The sequence below is a fragment of the Ramlibacter sp. G4-7 genome (genome assembly GCF_057784995.1).
Map to the genome: position 1 here is coordinate 1 of NZ_JBYNTT010000021.1, position 13,852 is coordinate 13,852.

General features: G+C 67.6%; 10 protein-coding genes and 1 tRNA gene. 8 read left to right on the forward strand and 3 right to left on the reverse strand.

The window, feature by feature from the left end; translation table 11 throughout:
* Window positions 1–122: 122 nt before the first annotated feature.
* From hpnE to hpnC, 3 genes are read right to left on the reverse strand one after another with little or no spacing between them, the layout of a single operon-like run.
* Entirely contained in the window at window positions 123–1,388 is a 1,266-nt protein-coding gene (gene hpnE / locus AC3EGR_RS22275; protein ID WP_488548719.1) for a hydroxysqualene dehydroxylase HpnE, read from the reverse strand.
* Window positions 1,385–2,224, reverse strand: a complete 840-nt coding sequence (gene hpnD / locus AC3EGR_RS22280) for a presqualene diphosphate synthase HpnD (RefSeq protein ID WP_488548720.1) — start codon at window positions 2,222–2,224, stop codon at window positions 1,385–1,387. The genes hpnE and hpnD overlap by 4 nt, the downstream gene beginning before the upstream one ends.
* Window positions 2,225–2,249: 25 nt before the next feature.
* Window positions 2,250–3,110 carry a squalene synthase HpnC gene (gene hpnC / locus AC3EGR_RS22285; protein WP_488548721.1) on the reverse strand — a complete coding sequence of 287 codons (861 nt, stop codon included), beginning with the start codon at window positions 3,108–3,110 and terminating at the stop codon, window positions 2,250–2,252.
* Between the two features lie 120 nt (window positions 3,111–3,230).
* On the opposite strand from hpnC, the gene AC3EGR_RS22290 reads away from it, so the two are divergent.
* The 8 genes from AC3EGR_RS22290 to lon all read left to right on the forward strand — a co-directional run bounded on the left by AC3EGR_RS22290 (window position 3,231) and on the right by lon (window position 13,824).
* Window positions 3,231–4,409, forward strand: a complete 1,179-nt coding sequence (locus AC3EGR_RS22290; RefSeq protein ID WP_488548722.1) for an efflux RND transporter periplasmic adaptor subunit — start codon at window positions 3,231–3,233, stop codon at window positions 4,407–4,409.
* Between the two features lie 7 nt (window positions 4,410–4,416).
* Window positions 4,417–7,584 carry an efflux RND transporter permease subunit gene (locus tag AC3EGR_RS22295; RefSeq protein ID WP_488548723.1) on the forward strand — a complete coding sequence of 1,056 codons (3,168 nt, stop codon included), beginning with the start codon at window positions 4,417–4,419 and terminating at the stop codon, window positions 7,582–7,584.
* A 78-nt stretch (window positions 7,585–7,662) separates the two neighbouring features.
* Window positions 7,663–7,749: transfer RNA gene (locus tag AC3EGR_RS22300), tRNA-Leu, on the forward strand.
* A gap of 26 nt (window positions 7,750–7,775) precedes the next feature.
* Entirely contained in the window at window positions 7,776–9,092 is a 1,317-nt protein-coding gene (tig, locus tag AC3EGR_RS22305) for a trigger factor (RefSeq protein WP_488548724.1), read from the forward strand.
* Window positions 9,093–9,197: 105 nt separating this feature from the next.
* Entirely contained in the window at window positions 9,198–9,806 is a 609-nt protein-coding gene (gene clpP, locus AC3EGR_RS22310) for an ATP-dependent Clp endopeptidase proteolytic subunit ClpP (protein ID WP_488548725.1), read from the forward strand.
* 104 nt (window positions 9,807–9,910) lie between these two features.
* Window positions 9,911–11,176 (forward strand): ATP-dependent Clp protease ATP-binding subunit ClpX, encoded by a 1,266-nt coding sequence (gene clpX, locus AC3EGR_RS22315; protein WP_488548726.1) that lies wholly within the window; start codon window positions 9,911–9,913, stop codon window positions 11,174–11,176.
* A gap of 69 nt (window positions 11,177–11,245) precedes the next feature.
* Complete coding sequence (locus AC3EGR_RS22320; RefSeq protein ID WP_488548727.1) at window positions 11,246–11,398, forward strand: hypothetical protein; 153 nt, start codon at window positions 11,246–11,248, stop codon at window positions 11,396–11,398.
* An 8-nt stretch (window positions 11,399–11,406) separates the two neighbouring features.
* Window positions 11,407–13,824, forward strand: coding sequence for an endopeptidase La (gene lon / locus AC3EGR_RS22325; RefSeq protein ID WP_488548728.1), 2,418 nt, complete (start codon window positions 11,407–11,409; stop codon window positions 13,822–13,824).
* Window positions 13,825–13,852: the final 28 nt, after the last annotated feature.

Here is a 13,852-nt window from a genome sequence, read left to right on the forward strand (position 1 = left end):
TCGGGCATTCTTATGGGTGTTCATCCGGTTTGGAAAGTTGAGTTCACTGGGGGTTTGGCGATTCCCAGTCTCTCAAAACCTCTCCGGGTGAACACCCGCAATAACCTATTGAACCTTCACACCTAGCCAAGCTGCGCGGCGACCGCCAGGGCGGAGCGCACGGCGCCTTCGAGCGTCGCCGGGTACGGGCCTTCCACATAGTCCCCGCAGGCCCACAGGCCGGGTGCGACGGTGATCGGCGGCCGGCGCAGGCCGGGAAGGCAAGCGAAGGTCGCGCGTTTCTCCACGACCGTCTGCAGCGGCTGCAACTGCCAGCCCAGGGCGCCGGCCTGCGCCAGCACTTCGGACTGCAGGGCCTCTTTCTCGCGCAGGCTGGCGCTGGCCACGAAAGCGAGCAGGCCCTCGGGTCCGCCCAGCTGGCCGCGGTCGAACACGAATTGCGCCGGGCCACCATGCAGCGCGAGCATCGGCTGCGGCAGGCGCGGCCCGCCCCGTGCGTACACGGTGGCGATCGCCTCGAAGGACAGCGAGCGGGCCGCTGCGATCCAGTCCGGCGCCGCGATTGTGCTGTCCGCCACCAGCCGTGCCGCTTCCAGCGAGGGCGTGGCGAGCACCACGGCATCGAAGCCTTCACCGTCCAGAGTCCACGCCTTGCCCGAGCGCGCCAGGCCCTGCACGCGCGCACCGATGCGCACCTGGGCGCCATGCGCCGACAGCCACGCGCTCGCCGCTTGCGGGAACAGGCGCCCCAGGTCGTGCCGCGGCAGCAGCAGGTTGGAGCCGCCCCAGTCCCCATGGCCGCGGCCGAACAGGGAATCGTGCAGGACGCGCAGGAAGACCTGCGCGCTCGCCCGGTCGGCCGGCGTGTTCAACGCCGCCACGCACAAGGGATCGATCAGGCCTTCCCGCACGCGCGGCGCCAGCCCGCGGGTGAGCTCCGCCACGGTCAGGGCGGCGTCACACCGGAAACCCGAGAGCCGCCAGCCGAGCGCCGCGCGCAGCAGCGAGAGCTTGTCGCGCGCATCCCAGCCACGCGCCGCCAGGATGCCGCCGAACGCGTCCCAGGGGGCGGGCCAGGAGGGCAGGGCGAGGCCGTGCCCGCGCGTGTCCTGCAGCACGAGCGGCAGGCGCAGCAGGCCGGCGTGCAGGTCGACGCCGACCGCTTCCATGAGGGCCAGCGTTTCGACATAGGCCCCGATCAGGATGTGCTGGCCGTTGTCCACGAACACCTCGCGGCCGTCGGGGAGCGCCAGCGGCAGGCTGCGCGCGCGTCCTCCCGGCGTGCGGGCGGCCTCGAAGACGCTCACCTGGTGGCCGCGGCGCACGGCATCCACGGCCGCGGCCAGGCCGGCCCACCCGGCGCCCACGATGGCGACGCGCCGCCTCACGTGCGGCCCAGGGCCTGCACCTTCCAGGCGAGCCACAGCTTGCGCACGGGAGTGAGGCTGATGCGCTGGTTCAGCACCTGGAAGTCGTCCGCTTCGATCTCGCGCAGCAGGGTGCGGTAGATGCTGGCCATCATCAGGCCGGGCTTTTGCGCGCGCCGGTCCTGCGCCGGCAGCAAGGCCAGGGCCTCTTCGTACAGGCCGTGCGCCCGTCGCGCCTGGAAGCGCATGAGCGCCACGAAGCGCTCGGAGTGCTTGCGCTGCAGGATCTCGTTCGCCTTGACGTCGAATTGCTGCAGCTCGCTCACCGGCAGGTAGATGCGCCCGCGCATGGCGTCCTCGCCCACGTCGCGGATGATGTTCGTGAGCTGGAAGGCGAGGCCCAGCTTGTGGGCGTACTCGGTGGTCCGAGGCTGCGTCTGGCCGAAGATGCGCGCCGCCACTTCTCCTACGACGCCGGCGACGAGGTGGCAGTAGCGCTGCAGCCCGGGGAAGTCGAGGTAGCGGGTCTGCTCCAGGTCCATGTGGCAGCCGCGGATCACGGCCTGCAGGTGCTCCTGCTGCAGGTCATAGGGCGCGACGTGCGGCATCAGCGCCAGCATCACCGGATGCGAAGGCTTGCCCGCGAAGGACTGGGCCACCTCGGACTGCCACCAGGCGAGCTTGGTGTGGGCCACGCCCGGGTCGGTCACCTCGTCCACCACGTCGTCCACCTCGCGGCAGAAAGCGTAGAAGGCCGTGATGGCGGCGCGCCGCGGCGGCGGCAGGAAGAGGAAGGCGTAATAGAAGCTGCTGCCCGAGGCGGCGGCTTTCTGCTGGACGTACTGTTCCGGCGTCATGTGGTTCTTGTCAGAGCCGGGATTTTCACATCCGCGCCGCATGCCACAGCATCGCGGGCAGGTCGAAGGCGCGCAGATTCGGCCGCTGCTGCAGCGTCCGGTGGCCGAGCGCGTCGATGTGCCGCAGGATGCGCAACCCGCCTTGGACGACCAGGCGCAGCTCCCAGCCGGCGCGGCCGGGCACCGTGTGCACCAGGGGCGCGCCTGCCAGCATCAGCGAGCGGGCCCATTCGCACAGCTCGCGCACGAGGGCAGGCGCTTGCGGGTGCGCGGGCCAGCTCGCGGGGTTGGCAGGATCGAGGCCGTGGCGTCGGCAGTCCTCGGCGGGAAGGTAGTAGCGGCCGCGGGCGACGTCCTGGCCCAGGTCCTGCCAGAAGTTGATCAATTGCAGCGCGGTGCAGATCGCATCGCTCTGCGCGAGTGACTGGGCGCCGCCGACGCCATAAAGATGCAGGAGCAGCCGGCCGACCGGGTCGGCGGAGCGGCGGCAGTAATCCTGCAACTCGGCCCGGTCTGCATAGCCTTCGCCAGCCCCGGTCTTGCGCACGTCCTGCCGGAAGGCGTCGAGCAGGTCGTAGAGCGGCTGGCCGGGCAAACCGAACGCGCGCACGGCCTCGCTCAGTGGAGTGAATACGAAAGGCCACTGTCCAGAAGGAGCCCTGTTGCCGGCAAGGCACGCAGCAAGGTCGTTTCTGTATGTAAGCAGCTCTATGTCACGCTCGCCTGCTGTCGAGTTGCCCTCATCCGCGATATCGTCAGCCGTACGGGCGAACCAGTAGATCGCCGCGACCGGTTGACGCAGCCGGGGAGGGCAGAGCCAGGAAGCGACGGGGAAGTTTTCGTAGTGGTCGACCGGCCGGTGCCGGTCGTCGGGGCGGGAGCTCACGTCCTGATTGTCGCTTGACAAGCTCTGCGGCCGATCCTAGATTACTAACCGGTCAGTCATTAGCGCGCCGTGCTGCTCTGCAACAGTCGCGCGCGCGCCCTGAGTTCACGGATTCCGCCAATGGTCACATCCCACCCCTCCCGCCACACCCTTGTCCTGGCACTGGCCATGCTGCCCGCCACGTGGCTCGCCGGTTGTTCCCACGGCGAAGCGCCGCCGGAGCCGGTCCGTGCGGTCAAGGTGGTCACCGTCGGCGCATCCGCCATGCAGTCGCAGAACGAGTTCTCCGGCGAGGTGCGCGCCCGCGTGGAGGCACGCCTGGGCTTCCGGGTCGCCGGCAAGATCACGCAGCGGCAGGCGGAGATGGGACAGCATGTGGAGGCCGGCGCGCTGCTCGCGCAGCTCGATCCGCAGGACTACCGTCTTGCCGCCGAAGCGGCGCGGGCGCAGGTCGCCGCTGCGGCCACCAATCGCGATCTCGCCGCCGGGGACTACAAGCGCTACCAGACCTTGCGCGAACAGAACTTCATCAGCGGCGCGGAGCTGGAGCGCCGCGAGAGCACCTTGAAGGCGGCGCAGGCCCAGCTCGAACAGGCGCAGGCGCAGCTGGCTTCGCAAGGCAACCAGGCGCGCTACACGACGCTGGTCGCCGACGTTTCGGGCGTGATCACGGCGGTGGAAGCGGAAGTGGGTCAGGTGGTCGCGGCCGGCACGCCGGTCGTGCGCATTGCCGTCGATGGTCCCCGGGATGTGGTGTTCGCGGTCCCGGAAGACAAGATCGCGGCCGTGCGCCCGGGCACCGAGGTCACCGTGCGGCAGTGGGCGAGCAACGGCACGTTTGCCGGCCACATCCGCGAGGTGGCCGCCAGCGCCGACCCCGTGACGCGCACCTACGCGGTCAAGGTCTCGCTGGACCCGGCGGCGCAGCCCCCCCTGGGCGCCACCATGGCCGTCGCGCCGCAGGCCCTGGGCCATGCGGGCGCGGTCGTCATCAAGATCCCGACCAGCGCGCTGCGCCAGGAAGGGCAGGGCTCCGCCGTGTGGGTGCTCGATCGCGCCACCATGACCGTCAAGCTGCAGCCGGTCCAGGTCGCCACCGCCGACGGCAACGACGCGGTGATCTCCGCCGGCCTGCAGCCGGGGATGACCATCGTCGCGGCCGGCGTGCACGTCCTCTCGCCGGGCCAGAAGGTCACGGTCTGGCAGGACAAGACCTCCGCCGTGCCGCCGGTGGCCACGCAGGACCCGGCCAAGGCGATGGGCGCGGCCCAGGCGGCCACCTTGCCCGCTACGCGCTGAGGCCGGCATGGACGACACCGACAAGCGCGAGCGCTTCAACCTCTCGCGCTGGGCACTCGAACACCCGGCGCTGACGCGCTACCTGATGGTCGTGCTGCTGGCGCTGGGCGTCGCCGCCTATTTCCAGCTCGGACAGGACGAGGACCCGCCCTTCACCTTCCGCGCGATGGTGATCCAGGTGTTCTGGCCGGGCGCGACGGCGCAGCAGGTGGCCGACCAGGTCACCGACAAGATCGAGCGCACGCTGCAGGAAGTGCCGTACACGGACATCATCCGCAGCTACGCCAAGCCCGGCGAGACCCTGATCGTGCTGCAGATCAAGGACTCCTCGCGCGCCTCCGAGGTGCCCAACATCTGGTACACGGTGCGCAAGAAGGTGGGTGACATGCGCGGCACGCTGCCCGCGGGCGTGTCGGGCCCCTTCTTCAACGACGAATACGGCGACGTCTATGGCGTGATCTACACGATCGAGGCGGAAGCGGGCTACAACTACGCCGAGCTCAAGGACTTCGCCGACGACGCGCGCCAGCAGTTGTTGCGCGTTCCCGATGTCGCCAAGGTGCAGCTGTTCGGCGTGCAGGACGAGAAGCTGTTCATCGAGGTCTCCCAGAAGCGCCTCTCGCAGCTCGGGCTGGACTTCAACCAGGTGCTCGCGCAGCTGGGGCAGCAGAACGCCGTGGAGTCCGCCGGCACGGTGCAGACCCCGTCGGACGTGCTGCAGGTGCGGGTGGCCGGGCAGTTCCAGGCGGTGGAGCAGCTGCGCTCGATGCCGATCCGCGGCGCTTCCGGCAACCAGATCCGCCTGGGCGACATCGCCGAGGTCAAGCGCGGCTACGTGGACCCGCCGCAGGTGAAGGTGCGCCACGACGGCAAGGAAGTGATCGCGCTGGGCGTGTCCATGGCCAAGGGCGGCGACATCATCCGCCTTGGCGAGTCGCTCAAGACCGCGACCAGCCGCATCGACGACAACCTGCCCGCCGGCGTGCGGCTGGTGCAGGTGCAGGACCAGCCGCGGGCGGTCTCCTCCTCCGTCAACGAGTTCGTGCACACGCTGGTCGAGGCGGTGGTGATCGTGCTGGCGGTGAGCTTCATCAGCCTCGGCCTGCACCGGCGCCCCGGCGCGGCCGCCCTGCCGTTCTGGCGCCGCTGGTACGTCGACACGCGGCCGGGCCTGGTGGTCGGAATCACCATCCCGCTGGTGCTGGCGGTGACCTTCCTGGCGATGTCCTACTGGGGCATCGGGCTGCACAAGATCTCGCTGGGCTCGCTGATCATCGCGCTGGGGCTGCTGGTCGACGACGCCATCATCTCGGTGGAAATGATGGTGCGCAAGATGGAAGAGGGCTACGACAAGGTGCGTGCCGCTACCTTCGCCTACGAGGTGACCGCGATGCCCATGCTCACCGGCACGCTGATCACCGCCACGGGCTTCCTGCCGATCGGCATGGCCCGCTCCACCGTGGGCGAATACACCTTCGCGATCTTTGCCGTCACCGTGATCGCGCTGGTCCTGAGCTGGTTCGTCTCGGTCTACTTCGTGCCTTACCTCGGAACGTTGCTGCTCAAGGCCAAGCCGGTGTCCGCGGAGCATCACGAGCACTTCGACACGCCCTTCTACCGCGGCTTCCGGGCCACCGTGGACTGGTGCGTGGAACACCGGTGGAAGACGATCGCCGCGACCGCCGCGGTGTTCGCGCTGGGCGTGCTGGGCATGGCGAAGGTGCAGCAGCAGTTCTTCCCCGATTCGAGCCGGCCGGAGATCCTGGTGGACATCTGGTCCGCCGAGGGCACGTCCTTCGCCGCGACCGAGGACGTGACGCAGCGGCTGGAAAAGCGCCTGCTGCGCACGCCCGGCGTGGTGGACGTGACCAGCTGGGTGGGCTCGGGCGTGCCCCGCTTCTACCTGCCGCTGGACCAGATCTTCCCGCAACCGAACGTCGCGCAACTGATCATCCTGCCCAAGGACCTGGCCATGCGGGAGAAGCTGCGCAGCCAGCTCCCGGCGCTCCTGGCCCACGAATTCCCAGAGGTTCGCGCCCGCGTCAAGCTGCTGCCCAACGGACCGCCGGTGGCGTATCCGGTGCAGTTCCGCGTGCTCGGCCCCGACCCGGTGCAGCTGCGCCAGCGTGCCGACGAGGTGAAGGCGGCCATGCGGCAGAGCCGCAACACGCGCGGCGTGAACGACAACTGGAACGAGTCGGTCAAGACGCTGCGCCTGGAAGTCGACCAGGACAAGGCGCGCACGCTGGGCGTGACCAGCCAGTCCATCGCACAGGCGAGCCGCACCATCCTGAGCGGCACGCCGGTCGGCCAGTACCGCGAGGGGGACAAGCTGATCGACATCGTGCTGCGCCAGCCGCTGGACGAGCGCAACGCCATCACCGACATCGCCAACGCCTACCTGCCGACGGCCTCGGGCAAGTCGATCCCGCTGACCCAGATCGCCAAGCCGGTGTTCACCTGGGAGCCCGGCGTGATGTGGCGCGAAGGGCGCAGCTACGCGATCACCGTGCAGTCCGACGTCGTCGAAGGCTTGCAGGGCGCCACCGTGACCGAAGAGCTGCTGCCCAAGCTGCGGGCGCTGGAGCGCGCCTGGCCGACGGGCTACCGCCTCCAGGTCGCCGGTGCGGTGGAAGAGAGCGGCAAGGGCTCCGGCTCCATCATGGTGGGCCTGCCGGTGGCCGCATTCATCATCTTCACGCTGCTGATGCTCCAGTTGCACAGCGTCAGCCGTGCGCTGCTGGTGTTCGTGACGGGGCCCCTGGGCATCGCGGGCGTCGCCGCCTCGCTGCTGGTGCTGAACCGGCCTTTCGGCTTCGTCGCCATGCTGGGCGTCATCGCGCTCATGGGCATGATCCAGCGCAACTCGGTCATCCTCATCGACCAGATCGAACAGGACCGCGCTCGCGGTGTCCCGGCCTGGGAGGCCATCGTCGAGGCTGCCGTGCGCCGCCTGCGGCCCATCGTGCTGACCGCCGCTGCCGCCGTGCTGGCCATGATCCCGCTGTCCCGCTCCGTGTTCTGGGGGCCGATGGCGGTCGCGATCATGGGCGGCCTGGTGGTCGCGACGGTGCTGACCTTGCTGGCGCTGCCGGCGATGTATGCGGCCTGCTTCCGGGTGAAGCGGGCCGATTCTTCCCGGATCGAAGGCCATCCGCAGGCCTTGCCCGCATAAAGGCTAAAATCGACGGTTGACCGGATTCGAGCGGGCTGCCGGGTTCCCCTGGCGGCCCGCTTTCCCTTTCAGTGACCAGCGCGGGTGGCGAAATTGGTAGACGCACCAGGTTTAGGTCCTGACGCCTTCACGGGCGTGTCGGTTCGAGTCCGACCCCGCGCACCACGCGTTTAACCCCTCTCGAGAGCATCATGGCCGTGACCGTAGAAACCCTGGACAAGCTGGAACGCAAGATGACGCTGACGCTGCCCGTCAACGCCATCCAGTCCGAAGTCGATTCCCGCCTGAAGAAGCTGGCGCGCACCGTCAAGATGGACGGCTTCCGCCCGGGCAAGGTGCCGATGTCCGTCGTGGCACAGCGCTACGGCTACTCGGTGCAGTACGAGGTGATGAACGACAAGGTCGGCGAGGCGTTCGCCGCGGCCGCCAACGAGGCCAAGCTGCGCGTGGCCGGCCAGCCCAAGATCACCGAGAAGGAAGGCGCGCCCGAGGGCGAGCTGGCTTTCGACGCCGTGTTCGAGGTGTACCCGGAAGTGAAGATCGGCGAGCTCGCGGAAGCCGAGGTCGAGAAGGTCAGCACCGAAGTGACGGACGAGGCCATCGACCGCACGCTGGACATCCTGCGCAAGCAGCGCCGCACCTTCGCCCAGAAGCCTGCCGGCAGCAGCGTCGAGGCCGGTGACCGCGTGACCGTGGACTTCGAAGGCAAGATCGACGGCGAGACCTTCTCCGGCGGCAAGGCCGAAGACTTTCAGTTCATGGTCGGCGAAGGCCAGATGCTCAAGGAGTTCGACGAGTCCGTGCGCGGCATGAAGGCGGGCGAGAGCAAGACCTTCCCGCTGGCCTTCCCGGCCGACTACCACGGCAAGGACGTCGCCGGCAAGACCGCCGACTTCATGGTCACCGTCAAGAAGATCGAGTCCGCCAACGAGCCGGAGGTGAACGAGGCCTTCGCCAAGTCGCTGGGCATCGCCGACGGCACCGTCGAGGCGCTGCGCGCCGACATCCGCAAGAACCTGGAGCGGGAAGTCAAGTTCCGCCTGCTGGCCCGCAACAAGCAGGCCGCCATGGACGCCCTGGTCGCCAAGTCCGAGCTGGACCTGCCGAAGTCGATCGTGCAGAACGAGATCGACCGGCTGATCGAGAGCCAGCGCAACGAGCTCAAGCAGCGCGGCCTGAAGGACGTGGAGAAGCTGCCGATCCCCGAGGAGATCGTCCGCCCGCAGGCCGAGCGCCGCGTGCGCCTGGGCCTGGTGGTCGCCGAGCTGGTGCGGGCCAACGGCCTGGAAGCCAAGCCGGACCAGATCAAGCAGCACATCGACGAACTGGCGGCCTCGTACGAGCGCCCCGCGGACGTGGTGCGCTGGTACTACGGCGACAACCGCCGCATGGCCGAGGTCGAGGCGATCGTGATTGAAAACAACGTGACCGAATTCGTCTTCAACAAGGCCAAGACCGTCCAGAAGAGCGTCGGCTTCGACGAGCTGATGGGGCAGAACCAGGCGTAAGCCACGCCGCGGTTGCCCGGGGCCTGGATGCTCTTGCGAAAGGGTGTCCAGGCCCCAAGTTCATTCAGGCTAAAGTACAGCCAGTCTTCGGAGCGAAATCCCCCCATGAGCGCACTTGATACCCAGGCCCTGGGCCTGATCCCCATGGTCATCGAGCAGTCCGGCCGCGGCGAGCGGTCGTACGACATCTATTCGCGGCTGCTGCGCGAACGGGTGGTGTTCCTCGTCGGCCCGGTGAACGACCAGACAGCCAACCTGGTGGTCGCCCAGCTGCTGTTCCTCGAGTCCGAGAACCCGGACAAGGACATCTCCCTCTACATCAACTCCCCGGGCGGCAGCGTCAGCGCCGGCATGGCGATCTACGACACGATGAACTTCATCAAGCCGTCGGTGTCCACCCTGTGCATCGGCATGGCGGCGTCCATGGGCGCCTTCCTGCTGGCGGCGGGCGAGAAGGGCAAGCGCTTCGCCTTGCCCAACTCCAAGATCATGATCCACCAGCCTCTGGGCGGCATGCAGGGCCAGGCGACGGACATCGAGATCCACGCCCGGGACATCCTGCGGACCAAGGGCACGCTGAACAAGATCCTGGCGGAGCGCACCGGCCAGCCCCTGGAGAAGATCGAGCGCGACACCGATCGCGACTATTTCCTCGAGGCGGATGAGGCCAAAACCTACGGCCTCGTGGACCAGGTCATTGCAAAAAGACCGTAATCCCGCCACAGCGCGGTTGCAGGACAGCAACGACGGCGCCTCCGGGAAACCGGGGCGCCGTTTGTTGTATGGTTATCATTGAACACGTCACATAGGCAGCACACATGGCCGACCGAAAAGGCTCCTCCAGCGAGAAAACGCTTTACTGCTCGTTCTGCGGGAAGAGCCAGCACGAGGTCAAGAAGCTGATCGCGGGACCCTCGGTGTTCATCTGCGACGAGTGCATCGACCTGTGCAACGAAATCATCCGGGATGAGCTCCCCGCGGGCGACGAACAGCGCGAGGCGCGCGGCGACCTGCCGACGCCGGCGGAGATCAAGGGCAACCTCGACAACTACGTGATCGGGCAGGAAGCCGCCAAGCGCGCGCTCTCCGTCGCGGTCTACAACCACTACAAGCGCCTGCGCCACAAGGACAAGGCCAAGAAGGACGAGGTGGAGCTCACCAAGAGCAACATCCTCCTGATCGGCCCCACCGGCTCGGGCAAGACGCTGCTGGCGCAGACGCTCGCGCGCATGCTGGACGTGCCCTTCGTGATGGCCGATGCCACCACGCTGACCGAAGCCGGCTACGTCGGCGAGGACGTCGAGAACATCATCCAGAAGCTGCTGCAGAACTGCAACTACGAGGTGGAGCGGGCCCAGCGCGGCATCGTCTACATCGACGAGATCGACAAGATCTCGCGCAAGTCCGACAACCCGTCGATCACGCGTGACGTGTCCGGCGAGGGCGTGCAGCAGGCGCTGCTCAAGCTGATCGAAGGCACGATGGCCAGCGTGCCGCCGCAGGGCGGTCGCAAGCACCCGAACCAGGACTTCCTGCAGATCGACACGACCAACATCCTGTTCATCTGCGGCGGCGCGTTCGCCGGGCTGGAGAAGGTGATCGAGCAGCGCACCGAGGCGTCCGGCATCGGTTTCTCGGCGCGCGTGCGCAGCAAGGCGGAGCGCAGCCTCACGGACATGTTCCGCGAGGTGGAGCCCGAAGACCTGATCAAGTTCGGCCTGATCCCCGAGCTGGTGGGCCGCCTGCCGGTGGTGGCGACGCTCGCGGAACTGACCGAGGACGCGCTGGTGCAGATCCTCACCGAGCCCAAGAACGCGATGGTCAAGCAGTACGGCAAGCTGCTGTCCATGGAAGGCGTGGAGCTCGAGGTGCGCCCCAGCGCCCTGAAGGCGATTGCCCGCAAGGCGCTCAATCGCAAGACGGGAGCGCGCGGCCTGCGCTCGATCCTCGAGCAGTCGCTGATCGACACGATGTTCGAACTGCCGAACATCAGCAACGTCGAAAAGGTGGTGGTCGACGAGTCCACCATCGAGGAGAACAAGCCCCCGCTGCTCGTGTACCGAGAGGCGGCGAAGAAGGCATGACCTTCGCGCTTGCGCTTCACATCACGCCGGCATCGCCGGCCCTGACGCGGTCTTCCTCCGCATGATGAAATGACCTTGCGGCTCACCGGTCATTTCATCATCGAGCGCTGCGAGGTCATTCCGTCCTTCTTTTCCCCTGGTTTTCGACCCAGTCCGACCCTGAAAGGGAGCGGCCGGGTTGAAAATGGCTTTTTGCCGGCTATCTATGGCTGGTCACCCTGAGGATTTCCATGTCCGCATCCACAAACCTGCCTTCCGAGCCCATGGACCTGCCGCTCCTGCCTTTGCGGGACGTGGTGGTGTTCCCCCACATGGTCATCCCCCTGTTCGTCGGCCGGCCCAAGAGCATCAAGGCCCTGGAAGCCGCGATGGAGGCCGAGCGCCGCATCATGCTGGTCGCGCAGAAAGCGGCCGCCAAGGACGAACCCTCCGTCTCCGACATGTTCGAGGTGGGCTGCGTCTCCACGATCCTGCAGATGCTGAAACTGCCGGACGGCACCGTGAAGGTGCTCGTCGAGGGACAGCAGCGCGCCCGCGTGGCCAAGATCACGGACGGCAACGCCCACTTCACCGCCACCGTCATCCCGGTGGATTCCGGTGAGGGCACCGATGCCAAGTCCGCGGAGATCGAGGCGCTGCGCCGCGCCGTGCTGCAGCAGTTCGACCAGTACGTCAAACTGAACAAGAAGATCCCGCCCGAGATCCTGACGTCCATCGCTTCGATCGACGATCCGGGCCGGCTCGCGGACACCATCGCGGCGCACCTGCCGCTGAAACTGGACAACAAGCAGGTCGTCCTGGATCTCGCCGAGGTCAAGGAACGCCTGGAGAACCTGTTCGAGCAGATCGAGCGCGAGGTCGAGATCCTCAACGTCGACAAGCGCATCCGCGGCCGCGTGAAGCGGCAGATGGAGAAGAACCAGCGCGACTTCTACCTGAACGAGCAGGTCAAGGCCATCCAGAAGGAACTCGGTGAAGGCGAGGAAGGTGCCGACATCGAGGAGATCGAGAAGAAGATCAAGGCCGCCAAGATGCCCAAGGACGCCAAGAAGAAGGCGGACGCGGAACTCAAGAAGCTCAAGCTGATGTCGCCGATGTCGGCCGAGGCGACGGTGGTGCGCAACTACATCGACGTGCTCACGGGCCTGCCGTGGGCGAAGCGCACCAAGGTGAAGCACGACCTCGCGTACGCCGAGGAGGTGCTGAACGAGGACCACTACGGCCTCGAGAAGGTCAAGGACCGCATCCTCGAATACCTCGCGGTGCAGCAGCGCGTCGACAAGGTCAAGGCGCCCATCCTGTGCCTGGTCGGCCCTCCGGGCGTCGGCAAGACCTCGCTGGGGCAGTCGATCGCGCGCGCGACCGGCCGCAAGTACGTGCGCCAGGCCCTGGGCGGCATGCGCGACGAAGCCGAGATCCGCGGCCACCGCCGCACCTACATCGGGGCGCTCCCCGGCAAGGTGCTGCAGTCGCTGGCGAAGATCGGCACGCGCAACCCGCTGTTCCTGCTGGACGAGATCGACAAGCTCGGCCAGGACTTCCGCGGCGACCCGGCCTCCGCGCTGCTGGAGGTGCTGGACCCCGAGCAGAACCACACCTTCAGCGACCACTACGTCGAGGTCGACTTCGACCTGTCCGACGTGATGTTCGTGGCGACGTCGAACTCGATGAACATCCCGGCGCCGCTGCTGGACCGGATGGAAGTGATCCGCCTCTCCGGCTACACCGAGGACGAGAAGACGGCGATCGCCATGCGCTACCTGCTGCCCAAGCAGATGAAGAACAACGGCGTGAAGGACGAGGAACTCGACGTCACCGAGGATGCGGTGCGCGACGTGGTCCGCTACTACACGCGGGAAGCCGGCGTGCGTTCGCTGGAGCGCGAGCTCTCCAAGATCTGCCGCAAGACGGTCAAGGGCCTGCAGCTGAAGAAGATGACGCCGCAGGTCGTGGTCACGCCCGAGAACCTCAACGACTTCCTGGGCGTGCGCAAGTTCACCTACGGGCGGGCGGAGCAGCAGAACCAGGTCGGCCAGGTGGTGGGCCTCGCGTGGACGGAAGTCGGCGGCGACCTGCTGACGATCGAGGCCGCGCTGATGCCCGGCAAGGGCAGCATCCTGCGCACCGGTTCGCTGGGCGACGTGATGAAGGAATCGGTCGAGGCCGCACGCACGGTGGTGCGCAGCCGCGCCCGCGCCCTGGGCATCAGGGACGAGATGTTCGAGAAGAAGGACATCCACGTCCACGTGCCCGATGGCGCCACGCCCAAGGACGGTCCGTCCGCGGGCGCCGCGATGACGACGGCCATGGTGTCCGCGTACACGGGCATCCCCGTGCGCGCCGACGTCGCCATGACCGGCGAGATCACGCTGCGCGGCGAAGTCACCGCGATCGGCGGCCTGAAGGAGAAGTTGCTGGCGGCCCTGCGCGGCGGCATCAAGACGGTGCTGATCCCGGAGGAGAACACCAAGGACCTGCAGGACATCCCCGAGAACGTGAAGAGCGGGCTGGAGATCGTGCCGGTCAAGTGGATCGACAAGGTGCTGGAGGTCGCGCTGGAGCGCCAGCCGACCGCCTTGCGCGACGACGAGCCGCCGACGGTTGCGCCGGTGGCCACCGACCCCAAGCCGGTGGCGGTGCAGCACTGAGCCGGATGCGGTGCGGATCTTCAGGGCC